This is a genomic window from Streptomyces sp. 7R007 (assembly GCF_054850255.1).
In genome coordinates, this window is record NZ_JBTWMV010000064.1 from 16,039 (window position 1) to 34,395 (window position 18,357).

14 protein-coding genes and 3 pseudogenes are annotated in these 18,357 nt (G+C 68.0%); 7 read left to right on the forward strand and 10 right to left on the reverse strand.

The genetic code is table 11. The features are described from left to right. Positions 1-124 precede the first annotated feature (124 nt). Complete coding sequence (gene hpnR / locus ACYF6T_RS40105; protein ID WP_461702901.1) at positions 125-1,603, reverse strand: hopanoid C-3 methylase HpnR; 1,479 nt, start codon at positions 1,601-1,603, stop codon at positions 125-127. Further along, positions 1,570-3,306 (reverse strand): SigB/SigF/SigG family RNA polymerase sigma factor, encoded by a 1,737-nt coding sequence (locus tag ACYF6T_RS40110; RefSeq protein WP_461702902.1) that lies wholly within the window; start codon positions 3,304-3,306, stop codon positions 1,570-1,572. Before ACYF6T_RS40110 ends, hpnR begins: the two co-directional genes overlap by 34 nt. Positions 3,307-3,783: 477 nt before the next feature. Here ACYF6T_RS40110 and ACYF6T_RS40115 point away from each other — a divergent pair, with 477 nt between their 5' ends. Next, complete coding sequence (locus tag ACYF6T_RS40115) at positions 3,784-3,966, forward strand: hypothetical protein (protein WP_461702903.1); 183 nt, start codon at positions 3,784-3,786, stop codon at positions 3,964-3,966. Between the two features lie 395 nt (positions 3,967-4,361). Here ACYF6T_RS40115 and ACYF6T_RS40120 read toward each other — a convergent pair whose 3' ends face one another. Next, positions 4,362-4,607, reverse strand: coding sequence for a DUF3040 domain-containing protein (locus ACYF6T_RS40120; protein ID WP_461702904.1), 246 nt, complete (start codon positions 4,605-4,607; stop codon positions 4,362-4,364). Positions 4,608-4,824: 217 nt separating this feature from the next. Between ACYF6T_RS40120 and ACYF6T_RS40125 the strand changes: the two genes are divergently transcribed. The 5 genes from ACYF6T_RS40125 (at position 4,825) to ACYF6T_RS40145 (ending at position 8,527) form a co-directional block, all read left to right on the forward strand. Beyond that, a complete protein-coding gene (locus tag ACYF6T_RS40125) occupies positions 4,825-5,160 on the forward strand; it encodes a hypothetical protein (RefSeq protein ID WP_461702905.1) in 336 nt (111 codons plus the stop codon). A gap of 187 nt (positions 5,161-5,347) precedes the next feature. Then, entirely contained in the window at positions 5,348-6,004 is a 657-nt protein-coding gene (gene coxB, locus ACYF6T_RS40130) for a cytochrome c oxidase subunit II (RefSeq protein WP_461702906.1), read from the forward strand. Then, positions 6,001-7,659 (forward strand): cytochrome c oxidase subunit I, encoded by a 1,659-nt coding sequence (locus ACYF6T_RS40135; protein WP_461702907.1) that lies wholly within the window; start codon positions 6,001-6,003, stop codon positions 7,657-7,659. The genes coxB and ACYF6T_RS40135 overlap by 4 nt, the downstream gene beginning before the upstream one ends. Beyond that, positions 7,656-8,030, forward strand: a complete 375-nt coding sequence (locus ACYF6T_RS40140; protein WP_461702908.1) for a hypothetical protein — start codon at positions 7,656-7,658, stop codon at positions 8,028-8,030. Before ACYF6T_RS40135 ends, ACYF6T_RS40140 begins: the two co-directional genes overlap by 4 nt. 5 nt (positions 8,031-8,035) lie before the next feature. Next, positions 8,036-8,527 (forward strand): hypothetical protein, encoded by a 492-nt coding sequence (locus tag ACYF6T_RS40145; protein ID WP_461702913.1) that lies wholly within the window; start codon positions 8,036-8,038, stop codon positions 8,525-8,527. Between the two features lie 487 nt (positions 8,528-9,014). On the opposite strand, the pseudogene qcrB reads toward ACYF6T_RS40145, so the two are convergent. The 7 genes and pseudogenes from qcrB to ACYF6T_RS40180 all read right to left on the reverse strand — a co-directional run. Continuing rightward, positions 9,015-10,496, reverse strand: a pseudogene (qcrB, locus tag ACYF6T_RS40150) (cytochrome bc1 complex cytochrome b subunit); the annotation flags it as partial. Positions 10,497-10,795: 299 nt separating this feature from the next. Beyond that, the gene (locus ACYF6T_RS40155; protein ID WP_461702909.1) at positions 10,796-11,212 is read right to left on the reverse strand and encodes an SPW repeat protein; all 417 of its coding nucleotides are present in this window, start codon (positions 11,210-11,212) and stop codon (positions 10,796-10,798) included. An 822-nt stretch (positions 11,213-12,034) separates the two neighbouring features. Next, positions 12,035-13,429 carry a sugar porter family MFS transporter gene (locus ACYF6T_RS40160; protein ID WP_461702910.1) on the reverse strand — a complete coding sequence of 465 codons (1,395 nt, stop codon included), beginning with the start codon at positions 13,427-13,429 and terminating at the stop codon, positions 12,035-12,037. Positions 13,430-13,703: 274 nt separating this feature from the next. Next, a complete protein-coding gene (locus ACYF6T_RS40165; protein ID WP_461702914.1) occupies positions 13,704-14,762 on the reverse strand; it encodes a S1C family serine protease in 1,059 nt (352 codons plus the stop codon). Positions 14,763-15,295: 533 nt separating this feature from the next. Next, positions 15,296-15,631, reverse strand: a pseudogene (locus ACYF6T_RS40170) (cytochrome ubiquinol oxidase subunit I); the annotation flags it as partial. A gap of 51 nt (positions 15,632-15,682) precedes the next feature. Continuing rightward, positions 15,683-16,501, reverse strand: coding sequence for an IS5 family transposase (locus tag ACYF6T_RS40175; protein ID WP_461702911.1), 819 nt, complete (start codon positions 16,499-16,501; stop codon positions 15,683-15,685). Between the two features lie 95 nt (positions 16,502-16,596). After that, a pseudogene (locus ACYF6T_RS40180) lies at positions 16,597-17,364 on the reverse strand (transposase). Positions 17,365-17,438: 74 nt separating this feature from the next. Between ACYF6T_RS40180 and ACYF6T_RS40185 the strand changes: the two are divergent. Then, positions 17,439-18,296 (forward strand): inositol monophosphatase family protein, encoded by an 858-nt coding sequence (locus tag ACYF6T_RS40185; RefSeq protein WP_461702912.1) that lies wholly within the window; start codon positions 17,439-17,441, stop codon positions 18,294-18,296. Positions 18,297-18,357: the final 61 nt, after the last annotated feature.

Below are 18,357 nucleotides of genomic sequence, written 5' to 3' on the forward strand. Positions count from 1 at the left end.
AGACCGGTGCACGCCGCCGGAGCCGGCGACTGCTGCGGCAGCCGTCGTCGGGTGGTCATGTCGATCACCGCGGGCTCCGGCCAGGGCGAAACACGGTGCATGGTCAGGGCCGCCGCGACTTTGCTCAACCGTGTGACCGCTGCGGCCGGGCGTGGACGTATAGCTGTCGCCGGTCGCCGACGTCGATCGGCTGCGGCAGGGGGAGTTCGTAGCGGACGGGGCGGTGGTGGTCGGCGAGCTGGCGTTCGGGGTTGTAGACGTCGTTGAATTTCCACAGCATGCGGGCGAAGTTGGTCTGTCCGTGCAGCAGGTTGCGGCCGAGGATCCGGCCGGCTCCGAGCGCGGTGCGCAGGCCGAGGTGCTTGCGGTTGATCACGGCCTGGGTACGGACCAGTTCCCGGTAGAACTCCGCCAACGGCAGACGGGTGGGCACTACGGCGTGCTGGATGTCGAACAGCCGGTAGTCACGGGTGGTCAGGCGCCGGGACTCGGTGTGCCAGATCTCGGTTCCGGGATAGGGGGTCATGACGGTGAGATGGACGATCTCGGGCACGGACAGCGCGAACTCACGGATGAGACGGAAGCGCTCGGCGTCCCAGGCGGGGTCGACGATGAGGTTGATGGCCACGGTGATGCCCAGCCGACGCGCTGTTTCCAGGGCATGGAAGTTGTCGTCCGGGCTGATCCGCTTGCGGAACCGGTCGAGTCCCTCGGCGTCCAGCGCCTCCATCCCCAGGAACATGTAGCGCAGGCCCAGGCGGGTCCACCGTTCGAAGACCTCGGTGTGGCGCAGCAAGACGTCGCTGCGGGTCTCCAGGTAGTAGCACTTGCGGATGCGGCGCTGTTCGAGTTCGGCGGCGATGGCGTCGCCGTGCTCGGGCCGGATGAAGGCGACGTCGTCAACGATGAACACATTGGGTTCGCGGATGTCGGCGAGTTCGTCCGCGGCGGCCTGGGGGGCAGCCTTGCGGTAGCTGCGGCCGTAGAAGGTCCACGCCGAACAGAAGGAGCAGTCCCACGGACAGCCGCGGGTGAATTCGATCGACGCGCACGGATCGAGTTCACCAATGAAGTACCGGTCGCGGCGGCGCATCAGATCGCGAGCGGGAAGGGGGCTGTCGATACTGTGCAGCATCACGGGGGCGGGACCGCGGCCGGAGGCGGTGACCAGACCGGGAACGGTGTCGAGGCCCCCGTCGCGCGCCGCGTCCAGCAGCGGGCCCACGGCGGGTTCGCCCTCGCCGCGCAGCACGGCGTCGACCGCTCCTTCCGCCTGTTCCAGTACTTCTTCCGCCACGAAGGAGACGCTGTGGCCGCCGAAGAAGACGAAGCAGCCCGGAAGCGAGGACTTCACCCGGCGGGCGATCTCGATCGCCTCCGGGATGTTGGCGAGGTAGTTCAGCGAGATACCGAGTGCCTCGGGTGCGAAGGCGGCGAGTTCCTTGTCGAGGTCCGCATGGCTGAGGACCTGCAAGTCCACGACGCGTACCTGGTGGCCGGCCTCGCGTGCGGCGCCGGCGACCCGTTCGAGACCGAGCGGCTCCAGCCGGAGGAAGATCTCCGAGTACATCAGGGCACTGGGATGGACGAGCAGCAGACGCATGGCACACCTCGGGGAGAGAGGGCCGGACGGTGGCAGGGCACGGTGACGCCGGGCGGCGGCGTCGGTGAGCTCCGTAAGTTCGACGGGTCGCCGGCGGGGCACGTCGGTCGGGCATCGTCACGCCGAGCCGGAGGGACCGACGGGTTCCTGGTCCGGGAAGGCGAGCGTGATCTCGGCGTGAGCGTCCTCGTCACCTGTGCTGAGAACGCAAGGGGGGTCTCATGGCTCGTCATCGACTCCGGACCGGCCCCTGAGCCGGGGATGCGTCCTCGGGGGGATCGCCGAGTTGGCTTTTTAGGTGATGCACGGCAGCTGGCTCCTCGGGCGTGACAACGGGAAGGTGTCGTCGACGAAGACCAAGGCGTCCATCCGCGTCGCGCATGCGGGGGAGGGCGAGCCGCGCCGACTCGGTGCGTCGTGAGTGACGGGCGGAGGGGGAGGATGTGACAGGCGGTTCTGTGACGTGTGGATCCCGTGCACGGCCATGCCGGCGGCCGCTGTCCCGCGGGGTTGCGCAGGGGATGAGCGAGGCCCGACAAGGCGTGTACGGCGCGTGCGCGTCGCATGCCGGAGGGGGAGGGGGGACGGTGTGTCGGAACCTGCCGGGAGGGGCGGTGCGCGGCCGCCGACTTCCGCTTGGCGGCGGTTCGTGTCGGCGGACGGTCGGGAATGGGCGGCCGACGGGGCTCGTTGGTGTCCCGAGTGCGCGGACGGCCGGACGTGGGCCGTCGCTCGCCGGAACCGACCGCCGTGTCCGTCCAGAGTTCGGTGCGGAGCCGGGCGAGGCACCGGGCGAGAATACGCGAGACCTGCATCTGAGAGACGCCGATGGCGTCGGCGATCTGCTGCTGCGTCTTTTCCTGGTAGAAGCGCAGGTAAAGAACGTGGCGGTCGCGTTCCGGGAGCTGCTTGACGGCCGATGCCAGGGCCACGGTGTCGACGACGAAGTCCACTGCTTCGTCCTCGAAACCGATCAGGTCGGCCACTGCCGGGCCCTCGCCGTCGTAAGTCGGTGCGTCCAGCGAACGCGTGTGGCACTCGCGTACGGCTCGTAGCGTGGTCCGCACCCGGTGCGACTCCAAACCTGTGTGTGCGGCGATCTGCTCGACGGTCGGTGAGCAGCCGCCCAGCTGCTGTTCCAGCTCCTCGACGGCCTGGAAGATCTGGCCTTGCGCTTCCTGGAGCGGCCGGGGAAGTCTTACGGAGGTGGTGCGGTCGCGCAGGTGCCGCTTGAGCTCGCCCACGACGGTGGGCAGCGCGTACGACAGGAAGGCGTGCCTTCGTGAGGGGTCGTACCGGTCAACGGCTTTGACCAGTCCGAGGCAGGCTACCTGGACGAGATCGTCGTAGTCCTCACCACGGGCACGGAAGCGACGGGCCACACGGCCGGCGAGGGGCAGCAGGAGCCGGATGGCCTGCTCGCGCAGTGAGGCACGCCGGGGACCTGGTGGTTGTTCACCGAGGGCGCGCATCAGCGAGTCGATGCCGTCCGACGTTAGCTCTGGGGCATCGATGCGATCGTCTGGTTGCCGGGGGTGGGCGTGTGGGGGAGTCATGGTCCTCTGACTGGGTCGGGCGGAGTGATGGCGGACGCGGGGTCCTGGCGCCTCGTTCCACGTCGTCGCTCGACGGGGGTGGGACCGTCGTCGAACGATCGGATGGGCATCTGTATCCGTCGGCCCCTGAAGTGACCCACCGGACATACGGTGAAACGTGGGATCTCAAGTGGCCCCGCCAGATGACGGCACGAAACAGCGAACACCTGTTTGACCAGCGAGGGCCGGGTCGGCTGCGGCTGTCTGTCAGTCCGATCTCTGAAGGGGCTCGAACCTGCGACGTCCACCGCTCGCGGGGGCGGGACGGGTGAGGGCGCGGTACACGACGCCGGCAGGCGCGGGGCGTCGAGTGCGGCCAGGGCCCCGGCGCGACATCTGGCAGGCTGGCCCGCTCGATCAGGCGGCGCGCGTGGTGAACTCCTCGTGGGTGGGATGGTCGTCCGCCGCCGAATCGGTGGCCGGCTTTCACTCGGATGCGCCGACGTCGTGCCACCGGCTTCCAGCGTGGCCACCACCGGAACTGCCCTCCGCCACCGCCGCAGATCACCCGGGGTCTGTCCTCCATGGCCGCGGGATCGCCCACATGCCCAGCAGGTGTCCGCAGCTCGGAAAGGCGAGGCCGAGATGACGTCCGCAACGGCGCGGCGTCTTCGCCGGGTGGTCTGTCGCGCGCCACTCAGCACGGAACCGATCGACGTCGCGCACGCCAGCGGATGCCGGTCCGGCCCGCGGGCAGGTTCGGTGCTCGGCCACGGTGATGACACGTCGCTGATCGACGGACAGCTGATGAGCCTGTTCCTGCGGTGAGCTTGCCAGCGGCCTCGGCGGAGACGGGCCGCTGGCGGGGCTCGTGGTTACCGGCGGTGGCAGCGGCCGCCACCTGCCCGGTGAGGCGCCTGCGGCACGGATGAACTGCATGGCCGGGGTGAGGCGCGGAAGCTCAACGGCGTCGCATGCTGTTGGATCGGCCCACGGCGTCGATACGGCCGAAGCGGTAGGCCGCCGTGTCGTGGTCTGAGAGGCGGCGTCAGACGCTCCGTCGCGGAGGGGATACGGGAGCGCCGAGGACGCGGGGCGCGCCCCGGCAGCCGGGCCACCTTCTGACGCTCGTCGAGCGTGGCTGGAGCGCGGGGGCGCGATGGAGCGATGGGCCGAGCGCGTCACGGGTTGCCCGCGTCGACGGGTGCGGACGTTCGGGGGCGTCACCGCCCCGACTGCTGTACCGCTCGGGGCGGTGGGGAGTTGACCGCGGCCCAGACGGTGACCACGACCGAGGCAGTGGCGAGCATCAGGCAGACGGCGGCGACCAGGGCGGTCAAGGGCCGATTGCGGCACCGCCTGTGCCGTGGCGCGGCGATCTGCTCGAAGGTGCCGAGCCTGGTGGCCAGCTGAGGATCCTGCTTTGCCAACCGGCGTTCGATTTGTGCGAGTTCTCGTTCGACGTTCACGCGGCGGTCCTTCCGGTACCGAAATCCGGCAGTCTGTCGGCAGTACCCGCGCGCGGGTCGCTGACGCACGGTCGACAGCGATGGCGGACTGTGCGGGTATCCGGCATCCGTCGGGTCTTGGGGCGTTTCCCGTGCTCCAACCGTGGCACCCGAGGGGCCGACCGGGACCTCCGGCCGAGGCCGCCCGGCATGTCCAGACGCATCGGTACGGAGGCGGATGATCGTGCCCGACGAACTTGTTGCGCTCTCAGGTGATGGCCAGGTCGTCGACTCGGGGGAGGGTTTCGCGCCACTGTCTGTGCAGGTGCTCGCACACGACAGTCCCGTCGGCGGGACCGTGGTCAGCTTCTTCGTCCAGGACCGGCACGGTACCGGGACCGACTTCCACGGTGGTTCACCCGTCCGTGTCACCTCCGCCGTGGACGGAACGGCTACCACGGACGTCCCCCTCGTCGCCGGTGACACGCCGGGGAAGGTGACGGTCGAGGCCATGGCGGACGGGGCGCGCTGTGCGTTCACCGTCACCGTGCGCCAGACCGAGGCAACCGGGTGAAACGCAAACGACGAGCGGCGCTGCCGCAGCCGAATGATCGTCTCGGAGCCTACGGTGGCAAGGGATCCGGGGTTCGAGGTGCCCCGTCGTGTGGTGTGAAACACCCGGCGAGCGCCCACCCGATGCTTCAAACGCGACCTCCGGGGGGACTCTCGGACCTGCACTGGACGAGCGGAGGGAGCGTTGCATGAACCAACGGCATGTCTTCGGTGAGGTTCTCACTCTGGAGACAGCGATCGCCGCCTTCGTCTTCTTGGTGATCCTCGGCCTGCTCGCCTTCAGTGTCGTAAGACGCCGAGCCGGTGCCGGTGTCACGGCGTCGCAGCGGGCCGAGCGGACCAGGCTTGAGTCCTCCTATCTCGCCGGTTTGGCAGTGGTGGCCGTCTTCCTCGTCGCCTACACGGCCTACGCCAACCATCGCGAGCAGCAACCGGACGAGAAGCGGGCCACGACCCGCGTGGACGTCACCGCCTTCCAGTGGTGCTGGTCCTTTCAGTACCCGGACGGACAGTCCAAGCCCGTCACCGTTTCCGGTAATTGCCGCGACGGGCAGTTCCCCACGCTTGTGGTTCCCACCGGCAGCAACGTTGAAGTCCGGTTGACCTCCAAGGACGTCATCCACTCGATGTGGATTCCGGCGCTGCGCTACAAGATGGACGCCTTCCCCCACCACACCAACGGTTTCACGATGACCTTCGACCACGAGGGCCGCTGGCGCGGCCGGTGTGCCGAGTTCTGCGGACTGCGTCACCGGACCATGGACTTCTGGGTGAAGGCGGTCTCCCCGAAGAAGTACAAGCAGTGGCTCGCCTCGCACGGCGGCACCACCGGAGCCGCGGTATGAAGACGGATCCGCAGGCGGTCACCGAGCCCAGTCCCGCGCCGCGTCCGGGCGGTTGGCTGGGCGTGCTCACCTCCACCGACCACAAGCGCATCGGCCTGCTGATCCTGGGCACCTCGCTCGTGCTGCTCTTCCTGATGGGCGTGCTCGCCCTGCTGATGCGCAGTCAGCTGGCCCAGCCGGCCGAGGACGTGTTCTCTCCGCAGACCTACAACCAGCTGTTCACCATTCACGGTTCGGGCATGATCTACCTGGTCATGACACCGTTCGCCCTCGGACTCGGTGTCTACCTGGTGCCCCTGCAGATCGGCGCGCCCGGCATCGCCATGCCGCGCACCACGCTGCTGGGCTACTGGCTGTACGTGTTCGGTGCGTTGACCATCCTGTCCGGGTTCGCCGCTCCCCAGGGGGCGCACGCCGACGGCTGGTTCTCCTACCCGCCCATGGCCAGCAGCCGTTACTCACCCAGTGTGGGTTCCGATCTGTGGGTGATCGGCGTGTTCCTGGCCGCCGTCGGCATGATTCTCATCGGCTGGACGGTGCTGTGGACCGTCCTGCGTAAACGCACGCGCGGTATGACGATGCTGCGGATGCCGGTGTTCTCCTGGTCGATGGTGGCCACCTGCCTGATGGTGATCGGCGCCTTCCCGGCCCTGTTGGCCGCGCTCGTCATGCTGGCCGTGGGCCGCGTCGACCCGTCGGTGTTCACCTCCAACGTGTGGAACATCGGCTACCAGCACATCTTCTGGTTCTACGGTCACCCGGTCGTGTACGTAATGTTCTTCCCGTACCTGGCGGCCGTGGGCGAGGTGCTGGCCGTCTTCTCCGGTCGCCGCTACTTCGCCTACCGAGGCACCGTCCTGGCGCTGCTGACCTTCGCCGCCCTGTCCATGAGCGTGTGGGGCCACCACATGTTCGCCACGGGCCAGGCGGCCAACAACTACTACTCCCTGACCTCCATCGCCCTGCTCATGCCGGCCGGCATCGAGTACTTCGCCCTGGTCGGCACGATCATGGGGGGTCGGCTGGTCTTCACCACGCCGATGCTGTTCGCCCTGGCGTTCATCCCGCAGTTCCTGATCGGCGGGCTGACCGGCATCATGGTCGGCACCCCCGTGATCGACTACCACGTCACCGACAGCTACTTCGTCGTCGCCCACCTGCACTACGTGCTGTTCGCGGGCAGCGCCTTCGGTCTGTTCGCCGCCGTGTACTACTGGTTCCCCAAAGCCACTGGGGTGCTGCTGCGCGAGGGGCTGGGCAAACTCCATTTCTGGCTGCTCGTCGTGGGCACCAACCTCACCTTCCTGCCGATGTTCGGACTGGGCTATCTCGGCATGCCCCGCCGTGTCTCCAGCTACTTCACGGCGGACGGGTTCGGACTCCTCAACCTGCTTTCCAGCTGCGGCGCGGCCGTCCTGGCCGCGGGCATGCTGGTCTTCCTGTTCAACATCCTGGAGTCTTTGCGCAGCAGGCGTCCGGCCGGTGACGATCCCTGGCACGGCCACACCCTCGAATGGGCCACGTCGTCACCACCGCCCGAGGTCAACTTCACTCCGGAGCATCCGCTGCCGCCCATTACCAGCAACTCTCCGCTGCTGGACCTGCGGAAGCGGCGGGCCGCCCAGGTCGCCGAAGAGCAGAAGGGCCGGGCATGAACACGTTCAAGAGGCATCCGGGTTGGGCGGTCACGGCCGCCTGGGGAGCCCTCAACGGCATCCTGGTCGGCATCCTGGCCCTTTATCACGAGGATTTGCTGGCGGTGATGCTGTACGTCGGCGCGGCGGTGCTCGTGGAGATCGCGGCCCTGGCCGTTCTGGTGTCGTCCCGGCGGGGCCCGCGGGAGCACATGCGCTACCGGGTACCGGCCGGAGGCGGTGCGGCCGTCCCCGTCGCGGCTGCCGGCCTGACCATCGCCGCGCTCGGATTTGTCTACGGATTCTGGCTGATGTCGCTCGCCGTACCGGTGCTGGCGGTCGCAGCCGCTCTCGCCGTGCACCAGGGCACGTGGCGCAGGGGGCCGTCGTGAACGGCATGACAGGTCTGGACGCCGAGGCGCTGATTATGACCGTATCCGGCCTGCTGGTGTCGGTGGCGGTACCGGCAGTGCTGCTGGCCACCCGCGAGCGCGGTGTGTGGGGGCAGGTGAGTCTGCCCTGGGTCGTGGCCCTGCCGCTGTTCGCGGTCCTGCACGCCGGGGTGACGCTGGCCGGCCCGCTGGTCGCTTCCCGGCTCTACCTCCGCCTGGTTCTGGAGGCCGTCCTGCTGTGCGGAGCGGCTGTTTTCTGGCTGCCGGTCGTCGGTACGCGTCACCGGCTGAGCGATCCGGCCCGCTCCGTCTACCTCTACCTGGCCATGCCCGTCCTGGACCTTCCCGTGGTGGTCATGATCGCCCGTGGTCATGTCGTCGGCGGCCTCGCGATGATCGTGACCATGCTGCCGATCGGGCTGGCCGCGCTGGCGATCACGTGGCGGTGGATCAACGCCGAGGAACGACTGACCAAGGCGGGCAGCGGCGTGGCCTGAGGCCCCGTCGCCGGACCGGATGCGGCTGCCGAGCGCAGCGCGGAGGAGTGAGCCCGCAGGGCCGTTCCGTGCCGCTACGGCGTCGGCCACGCCTGGGTCCGTTAAGCGCCCGCCGGCGCAGGTGACGCCTGTTGGGGTCGGGCCGATTGACGAGGGCCGACGACACCGGCGGTGGTGTGAGGCCGCGATGTGGCTCCGACGTCGCAATCGCCCCCACCCAATCTGGCCATCGTTGGCGCCGACAGACGTTCGATGACGGTCTGCGGCGGCCCCGCAGGGCCAAGCGGCTGGCATCGAGGTGCCGTTGACCGACGTCCGAGCCACCACGATGGGGGCCGTCGTCTCGGCGTCTTTCCGTGACCGGCCCACCACGCTCGTGGCTCTCCCCGTCGTTGTGACCGTTACGTCTGCTCCTTCGATCCGCGCCGCCCGGACTCCTCGCGTTGCTGCGCCTTCTCCACCTCCCGCGCCTTTTCGCCGTGCGCGGGCGCTTGGCGAAGTACCAGCGGCGCAGACCACGGCGGACGATCGCGTACCAAGGTCCCACGCGGCCGATCGGCAGTGGCGTCTCACGCACGATGAGCGTGTGTTCCTGCTCCCTGGTCAGCGCCTTGTGACCGCGACGGTAGGCACCGTCGGCGGTTCGTTCCACGGCCTCGGTCGGCGCTCCTTCCAGAACGTGCGCACGGTCCAGTGCCTGGAGCGCGAGGCACAGCCGCTTCGTGGCCAGGAAGCCCAGCACGGGCACCACGAAGAGACATATCCGGAGTGTCCAGGTGATCGTTTCCATCGGAATGGAGAAGACCTTGGCCAGCACGTCTTGGCCGCCGGCCATCAGAAGAACCGCGTAGGCGAGGATGGCGGCCACTCCGAGTCCGGTCCGCGTGGGCTGGTGGCGTGGCCGGTCACACAGGTGGTACTCCTTGCGGTCGCTCGTGACCCAGCGTTCGAAGAATGGATACGCGTACAGCAGGGCGAACAGCAGCAGAGGCAGCACGACGCCGGGAAGGAACACGTCCCACACGACCGTGTGTCCGGCGAAACGCATCTCCATCGCCGGTGTCAGCCGCAACGCGCCCTCCAGGAAGCCGACGTACCAGTCCGGCTGGGCATCGATGGACGCCTGGTCGGCCCGGTACGGGCCGTAGTCCCAGATCGGGTTGATCTGCATGAGCGCAGAGAGCACCGCAAGCAGACCGAACAGGGTGAAGAACAGGCCGACGGACTTGGCCGTGTACTGCGGGAAGAACGGCTTGCCGACGACGTTGCGGTTGGTACGGCCCGGTCCGGCCCACTGGGTGTGCTTGAGGTAGACGACCAGCCCCAGGTGCACGGCGATGAGCGCGATCAGCAGACCCGGGATCAACAGGATGTGGGCCGCGTACATGCGGGGCACGATCTCGTGGTCCGGGTACTGGCCGCCGAAGACGAAGAAGCTCAGGTAGGTGCCCACGACCGGGATGGACAGCACGATCCCCTGGGCGGTGCGCAGTCCGGTGCCGGACAGCAGGTCGTCCGGGAGCGAGTAGCCGCAGAACCCTTCCAGGAGGGCCAGCATGAACAGCGTCACCCCGATCACCCAGTTGACTTCGCGCGGGCGGCGGAACGCCCCGGTGAAGAAGATCCGCAGCATGTGAACGCCGATGGAGGCGACGAAGACGAGCGCCGCCCAGTGGTGCATCTGCCGGATCAGCAGACCGCCCCGGATGTCGAAGCTGATGTGCAGCGTCGACGAGTACGCATCCGAGGCCATGACGCCTTGAAGGGGGGTGTACGATCCTGTGTACGGCTGTTCCGCCATGCTCGGGTGGAAGTAAAAGGTGAGTAACACGCCCGTGAGGACGAGCACCACGAAGCTGTAGAGCGCGAGTTCGCCCAAGAGGAAAGACCAGTGGTCGGGGAACGCCTTACGCAGGAAGACCTTGCCGGCCTCTCGGACCGGTAGCCGCCGGTCCACGGCCGTGGCCAGCCGTTCCCCGCGGCTGGGCGTCGGCTCGGGATGCAGCAGCTTCCGCAGCAGTGACACCGAACAGCTCACCTCCGTATCGCCTGCGGCTGCCGGTCTCTGGCCGCCGGTCGCGGGGCGGGGTCCCCTGCACAACTTTGCTGAAACGGACGCCGTCTGCCGACGCGTGTGGGCGGTGCGGATTGTAGAACGAGGCTGACGCAGAACTGCCGTACGGCCCGAGGCAGGTGCCGACGGCTGGACAGTGGAGAGGGGGCCGGCCCGCGCGCGTCAGTAAGCGTGCGGACCGGCCCGTAGGAGGGTCAGGAACGGCCGCTTGCCATTGCGGTCGTCATGAGCCCAAGGACGACGGCGACGGCCCCCGTGATCGTATTGCTGACGATGGTGCCCGTAGTCGTCGAGGCGTTCTGCATCACCCAGGGGGCGATGATCGCCCAGGCGCCGATGCCGGCTGCCGCCCAGCCCATGCCGAATGTCCGCTCGAAGGCCGAGCCGAAGCCCAGGGCCAGGACGGCCAGCGCGATACCGGTGACCAGGTTGCTCACGGCGAGGGGGTTGCCGTTGAACCCGATCACCCAGGGGGAGATCGCCAGATACAGACCGGTCAGCAGGGTCAGGCCCTCCGTCGCCTGCGCGGACGGCTTCGCCGAGATCTCGGCGGCCCGGACCCTCATGGCCTGGATGTCGGGATGTTCCTCGATGCGGGAGTGCATGGCCATGTCGGCCACCTTCTTCCTTTCTGTCGGGTTCCTTATCTTCTGCGTATCCCTGGGGGCGGGCCTGAACCGTAAGACAGTGCAATATTTTGCTGGAACCAACTTCTCCTGCCGCCGCCGCACCGCGGTGCGGCGAGGACGGGCCTACGCACCCTGCTCGCTGCATGCTGCGCGGTGTCCTGGTTCGACATGAGCGAGGCTCCTGACCGGATGGCGTCACCGTGTCCGCTCCGGGCCTGCGGGTACCCCGGCAGTCCTCAGCGGATTCCAGTGGAACAACTCATTGCAGGGATGACCCGAATGCTTCTTCTCGCACTGCTCCCCTCCGCGGCCAGGTGCGCGGATGCCGAGCCGAACGACACCGAACCGATCGCCCGATGCCGGAGGTGACCGCTATGGACGAGACACGTGTGCTCGAACGAATCGAGCGGGATATCGCCCGGGACGATCCTTGTCTCGCCGCCACGATACGGGCGCTCAACCGGCAGCTGTCCTGCGCATCGGCAGTGGGCAGTCCGCATGAGCCCGATGAGCACTCCCGCCACGGCTGGTGGCTGACCCTCACCGCGATCATCACCGCTCTCGTGGTCGTGGGTCTCCTTCTCACAGTGGTGCTTCGTAGCGACGCGCGTGCGTCCGACAGCGGTGCCCGCTCCGCGCGCCTCATCCCGCGCAGCGCCTCCCTGACCGCCTCCCTCCGGCCCGGTGACGGGCGAGGGGTGCTCCCGCCCGCGGCCCGGCGGAACTCGCTTCCGGAGGCACGGGTGCCGGTGGGTCCAGGTAGGTGAGCCGGTCGGACGGATCAGGCGCGCCGACGGGGACCGGTCACGCGGCCTGGCGCTGCGACCGTTCATGGGTGTCGGCGCCCAGCTCCTCCTGGATGGCCTCCAGGGACTTGCCCCTGGTCTCGGGGACACGGTGACTGAAGAAGATCCAGGCGATGACGCCCAGTGAAGTGTAGAGCCAGAACACACCGGCGCGGGAGATCCAGCCGGCCAGGGAGAGGAAGGAGACCGAGATCGCGAAGTTCGCCCCCCAGTTGACGGCCGTGCACACGCTCATGGCCCTGCCGCGCAGCGTCTGCGGAAAGATCTCGCTGATCATCAACCAGAACACGGGTCCCAGCCCGATCGCGAAGGCCGCGATGTAGAGCACCAGGGCTGCCAGCGCCATCCACGGCGCGGCGTCCCGCAGAGCCGGCACGGTGAAGTACACCCCGAGCGCGGCCAGGGCGACGGTGAGCAGCGCCGTGCCGGTCAGCAGCAGCGGCCGGCGGCCGACCTTGTCCAGCAGCAGGACCGCGAGGACGGTGAACACGACGTTGGTGATGCCCACGCTCAGCGCCTGGGAGACGGCGCTGTCGGCCGACAGACCGGTCTGCTGGAGAATGGTGGGCGCATAGTAGATGATCGTGTTCACGCCCACGAACTGCTGGAAGAAGGCCAGCCCCACACCGACGATCAGCAGGGGGCGGGCCCGCCCGGTCAGCAGATCGCGGGTTCGGGTGGACCGACTGGACTCGACGCTCTGCCGGACGGAGTCGAGCTCCCTGTCCACGTCGTCGTCGGCCGAGCCCCTGCGCAACGTGCGCAACACGTCATGTGCGTCGTCGTCCCGCTGTCGTTCCACCAGCCATCGGGGAGTCTTGGGGACGCTGAACATGCCGATGGCGAGCGCAGCGCCGGGCAGTGCCGCGACTCCGAGCATCCATCGCCAGTTCTCGGCGAAGTCCTTGAAGAAGTAGTTGATCAGGTAGGCCACGAGGATGCCGCTGGTGGTGGCCAGCTGGTTGAAGGACGTCAGTCCGCCGCGAATGCGCGGGGGGCTGACCTCGGATATGTACAGCGGACTGACGAAGGACGCGGTGCCCACGGCCAGGCCGAGCAGCGCCCGGAAGCCGATGAGCATCCCAGTGTTCCCGGACAGCGCGCAGCCGAGGGCCGCGAACAGATAGACCGTACCCGAGATGATTTTGGTGTTGCGGCGGCTGATGCGGTCGGCGAGGTATCCGCTGAGCAATGCGCCCACCACGGCACCGAGCAGGAGAGCGGAGACGATGAACTCCTGTGCCGCGGATCCGGCGTCGAAGTCCTTCTTGATGTAGAGCAGGGCGCCGGAGATGATTCCGGTGTCGTACCCGAAGAGGAATCCCCCGATCGCCGCGATCACCGCGGTCCTGGAGACGAGCGCGTTCGCCCACAGCTCTTTGAGGAATTCCACCCTGACTCCTTCGCTAGAGGTGTCGGTTTCCGCTATGCGCCGTCGGCGACCGGCCCAGGCGGCGATCACCGGGACGTTCTGCGTGCATCGGCAGCTCGCCCTGTTTTCTTCTGGGAGGACAGGGGGCGTATCCCGGCCGACGGCCGATGAAACGTTGAGCACCGGACGCTGTCGGGCCGTTCGCCTGTGGATACGACGCAGCGGCGGCGCGGTGCCCGCCCGCCACGAGATCGTGTCCTGTCGCTACTTCACGCCGCTTTTCCCGCGTGGGATCTCAAGAACTGCCGAGTGTGCCGAGGGTGGCCTGGGTGGTGAGTGTGTGTCCGTCACGGATGTAGGTGATGGTCACCTGGTCTCCAGGAGACTTTGCGGCCAGTGCCTCGGCGAGGCTTTGCGTGTCGGTGATCCGGGCCTTGTCCAGTTGGGTGATGATGTCACCGGCATGGAGACCGGCCTTGTCGGCGGCGCCGCCTTCGGTGACGGCGACGATGCCCACGCCCGACGGCGACGAGCCGGTGCCGAGCACGGTCCGCACCGTGGCGTCGAGTGCGGCACGGCCGCTGTCGGTGACCTTGCCGTTCTTGATCAGTTGGCCGGCGATACGGGTGACCTTGGTGCTGGGGATGGCGAAACCGATGCCAGGGGCGGCGCTGCCGCCGAGCTCCTGGTCGACCGCGGCCAAGGTGTTGATGCCGATCACCTGGCTGGAGAGATTCGCCAGTGCGCCGCCGCTGTTGCCCGGGTTGATGGCGGCGGATGTCTGCACCATGTCGGGGATGGTTGCCCCGGGTGAGCCGTTGTGGGCAGGCTCGGAGACGGTACGGCCGACGGCGGAGACGATGCCTTGGGTGACGCTGCTGGACAGGCCCAGTGGATTGCCCATCGCCAGCACGATCTGGCCGACCGTGACCTTCTTGCTGTCGGCGAAGGCCGCCGGGTGCAGACCGGAGGGCGGACTGCTGAGGCGGATCACGGCCAGATCGTTCGGGGGGTAACTGCCGACCAGGCTCGCGTGCAGGGTCTGCTGGCGGTCGGCGAGGGTGACGGTGAAGCTGTGACTCTCGCCCACCACATGGGCGTTGGTGACGATGTCGCCTTTGCTGTCGTAGACGATGCCCGAACCGAGTCCCGCGGAGGTGGTGATCTGCACGACCGAGGGAAGGACGTTCTGGACGACGTGGGTGTAGTCGCTCTGGAGCTCGGCGCTCACCGAGGACGTACTGGCCGGATCGCTTGTGCTCGCTTTCGGCGAGTCGGAGGAGTTGCCGGTGCAGGCGACAGCCAACAGGGCCAGTGACCCTGCTGACGCGCTTTGGGATAGTATCCGGCGCATCCGACGGGGTCGGATCACTGGCACGGGACGGAAGGTGCCTTTTGCGGCATGGATACGGCTGTGTGCAGCGAACACGGCGTCACTCCCTGTTCTGCGCTGAGTCGAAGGGGCGGTTTCGCCGGGTGGGGTCCCCCGCGACCCGACGCGCACGCCCGACGGCCCCCACCAATGTGACCGAGTTTCGAACCGGTGGTCCTGGTCGAGGCGGCGGTACGCGTTCCACCTGGCCGGGGTTCCTGCCGGTGAGCGCGTTCTTGCCCGAGAGGGAGAGTCTGCGGGGCGGGCGGAGTTCGGACTCGTCGCTCTGCGGGATGCAGGACGTGCCTGAATCTGCTGGGGATGGTCCTCTCCGCCTTGCGCGACCTGAGTTCCACAACGGGAGGTGTCGTGTCCACGCGGTAGCCCATGGGGCGCGGCGGGTGGTAAGGGAGTGGTCGGCTCCTGGAGAGCGTCCCGCGAGGGTGTCGTCCTAACGGGCCGCCAGAACTGCCGGAACCGGGACGGCCGATGACGGCCCCGGGCATCCTGGCTGTCTACGGGTGGGGGGTACCGGGCGCCGCGGTGGTTTCCTCGCCGCCTTGCGTTGTGCCTCCGCGCTCTCGCGCGGCGACCTTCGGATGATGCAGGTCGAAGGCCGGCGACTCGGAACGGATTCGGGGCAGAGAACGGAAGTTGTGGCGCGGAGGCGGACAGCTGGTGCCCCACTCCAGCGAGCGGCCGTAACCCCAAGGGTCGTCCGTTTCCACCAGCTCACCGGTGTTGCCGGTCTTCCAGACGTTGTACATGAACGGCAGGGTGGACAGACCGAGCAGGAACGCGCCGATGGTCGAGATGCTGTTGAGGGCGGTGAAACCGTCGGCAGCGAGGTAAGGCTTGTCCCGTAACTGATCTTGAGGTCGATGCGTGCGCTTAGAGGTCCTTCAAAATGCTGGATCCTTGCGGGCGAGGGTCATGCAGTGGGCGAGCTGGAGGAAAGCGTCGTGCATGTCGTCTCGGGCTTCCCAGCGAGTACGTAAGCGGCGGGGGCCGTGGAGCCAGGCAATGGCGGACTCGGCAACCCATCGCACCTGACCCAGGCCCGAGCCATGTGGCTGACCGCGGCGGGCAATCTTCGGGACGATACCGCGCTCGCGTAGTCGGCGGCGGTAGATGTCATGGTCGTAGCCCCGGTCGGCGTACAACGCGCGGGGCTTGCGCCGGGGCCGCCCCCGCTTGCCCCGCACCGGCGGTACGCCGTCGACCAGCGGCAGCAGCTGGGTGACGTCGTTGCGGTGCCCGCCGGTCAGCGATACCCGCAACGGGGTGCCGTGCGCGTCGGTCAGCACGTGGTGCTTCGAGCCCGGCCGTGCACGGTCAACCGGACTCGGACCGACTTTTGGGCTGCTGCGCCCCCGCTTGGCCGGCACATGCGAGGCATCAACGGTGACGCGGGAGAAGTCCAGGCGGTCCGCCGCCCGCAGCCGGTCCCGCAGCACCCGCTGGAGTTCCTCCCACACGCCGGCCTCCTGCCACTCGGCCAGCCGCCGCCAACAGGTGGGCCCCGAGCCGAAGCCCAACTCCTGCGGCAGGTACTCCCATTGGATGCCGGTGTAGAGGACGAACAGCACACCCTGCAGTGTCTTGCGGTCATCGATCCTCTTGCGCCCGGGGTGCCGGAACCGTCGTTCATGCTTCGGGAGCAGCGGCTCGATCACCGCCCACAGCTCGTCACTGATCTCCCACGGCTTCCGCCGTGCCACGGGTCACCCCCACAAAGACGGAATCACTACACCTCCACCGTGCCACAGGAAGATCATTCTGCAAGGACCCCTAAGCGGCGATGAGATCCGCCCCTCTATCGGGCGAGGGCGAGGTTGTACAGGCGTGCGATGCCGAGCATGGCGTGGTGTACTCCATCGCCCTTGAGGCGGCAGTCGCGAAGGATCTTTCAGGTCTTCATGCGGGCGAAGACATGCTCGACGCGGGCCCGGACTTGTTTGTGTGAGCGGTTGTGTTCCTCTTTCCAGGCGGGGAGCTCCTCGCCTTTGCGTCGGCGGTGCGGCATCACCAACCCCGTGCCCGGATAACCGCCATCGGCGATGGTGGTCGTCTGGCCGACGGCGGCCTTCGCGCCGGATTCCGCCCATGCCTTGCAGTCGTTGCGGTTGCCCGGCAGCGGCCGACCGACGACCATGATCAGGCGGGTGTCGGCGTCGATGACGACCTGATGGTTGGTGGAGTACCGATAGTTCTTGGACTGCTCGGCCACCGTGTGGTCGCGGGTGGGCACCAGGGTGCCGTCCACGATGAGCACGGTGTCCTTGCGGAACCGCATGCGGGGCTGAAGCGCCAGCAGCGGACCGAGGTGGTCGACTATGCGGTCCGCAGCGGACTTCGAGATGCCGAACAAGGGGGCGAGCTGGCGCAGTGTCAAGTTCGTGCGCCAATAGGCCGTGACCAGCAGGACGCGGTCGTCCAGCGGCAGGCTCCACGGTCGGCCCGTCCGGCCTCTGTCGGCGCCCTCGCGGCGCAGTGCGGTCACCAACTTGGCGAAGCAGCGCGGCTTCAGTCCGGTGAAGGGAGAAATCCAGGACGGCTCCGAGGCCGTGATCACAGCAGCCACGCCTTGATGATGTCACCGCGTCTGCACGGTCTATGCGGAGCTTAACGGCGGGTCACAGTGGGAAGGGCAGCCTCGTGACGGACCTGGCAGACCTGGAACTGGTGCACCGCCTGGCCGATGAGGCGGATGCCATCGCCCGACGTTACTTCTCAAGCGCCACCATCGAATCCCGGGCCAAGAGCGACGGCAGCCCTGTCACTGATGCCGACCGGGAGATCGAAATCGTCCTTCGCTCCTTGATCCGCCAGGAGCATCCCGGCGACGCGTTCATCGGTGAGGAGTTCGGCGCCCATGGACACGGCAGACGGCGCTGGATCATCGACGCCATCGACGGCACCGCGAGCTTCCTCGCTGGCGAACCGGAGTGGAGCACCCTGATCGCCCTGGAAGAGGACAGCCGCATCACCCTGGGCATGGTCTCCGCCCCTGCCCTGGGCCGTCGGTGGTGGGCCAGGCCAGACTCGGGCTCCTGGACAGGGCCATGCCCCTCCAACCCGGACGCACCGGCACACCGGTTGGCCCTCACCGAAGGCGGAACTGCCCAGAACGCAGCCATCGGCATCTGGCCACCTCCGTCCAGACTGAACCAGCAGGAACGCGCCGCGGCCGCGAGACTCGCCCGGGGCGTCACGCAGGTCCGGCCGCTGCTGGACTGGACCACAGCGGATCCCACCGCGCCAGCGCCCCGCAAACCGTCCACCGGATCCGGCACCTGCCATGGCGCCCTTCTCGTCGCGACCGGTCAGCTGGACGCCTTCCTCCTCCTGGGAGCCGGCCCGTGGGACATCGCCCCTCTAATTCCCATCGTCCAAGAAGCGGGCGGCACCTTCAGCGACCTCGCCGGCCAGCACCGGACCGACACCGGAGCCGCACTTTTCGCGCGCCCCGGACTCCATCAACAACTCCTGGACATCGCCGTCGCCGACAACTGAGCGAAGCACGCCCCGGATACATGGCCTCCTTGCCCTGAACAGGGATTACGGGACAAGCCTT

Excerpts from the sequence above, each read along its gene's own strand:
- hpnR (WP_461702901.1), bottom strand. The coding sequence starts at position 1,603 with ATGCGTCTGCTGCTCGTCCATCCCAGTGCCCTGATGTACTCGGAGATC.
- ACYF6T_RS40135 (WP_461702907.1), top strand. The coding sequence starts at position 6,001 with ATGAAGACGGATCCGCAGGCGGTCACCGAGCCCAGTCCCGCGCCGCGT.
- ACYF6T_RS40140 (WP_461702908.1), top strand. The coding sequence starts at position 7,656 with ATGAACACGTTCAAGAGGCATCCGGGTTGGGCGGTCACGGCCGCCTGG.
- ACYF6T_RS40110 (WP_461702902.1), bottom strand. The coding sequence starts at position 3,306 with ATGTCCGGTGGGTCACTTCAGGGGCCGACGGATACAGATGCCCATCCG.
- coxB (WP_461702906.1), top strand. The coding sequence starts at position 5,348 with ATGAACCAACGGCATGTCTTCGGTGAGGTTCTCACTCTGGAGACAGCG.
- ACYF6T_RS40165 (WP_461702914.1), bottom strand. The coding sequence starts at position 14,762 with ATGCGCCGGATACTATCCCAAAGCGCGTCAGCAGGGTCACTGGCCCTG.
- ACYF6T_RS40155 (WP_461702909.1), bottom strand. The coding sequence starts at position 11,212 with ATGGCCATGCACTCCCGCATCGAGGAACATCCCGACATCCAGGCCATG.
- ACYF6T_RS40125 (WP_461702905.1), top strand. The coding sequence starts at position 4,825 with ATGATCGTGCCCGACGAACTTGTTGCGCTCTCAGGTGATGGCCAGGTC.
- ACYF6T_RS40145 (WP_461702913.1), top strand. The coding sequence starts at position 8,036 with ATGACAGGTCTGGACGCCGAGGCGCTGATTATGACCGTATCCGGCCTG.
- ACYF6T_RS40115 (WP_461702903.1), top strand. The coding sequence starts at position 3,784 with ATGACGTCCGCAACGGCGCGGCGTCTTCGCCGGGTGGTCTGTCGCGCG.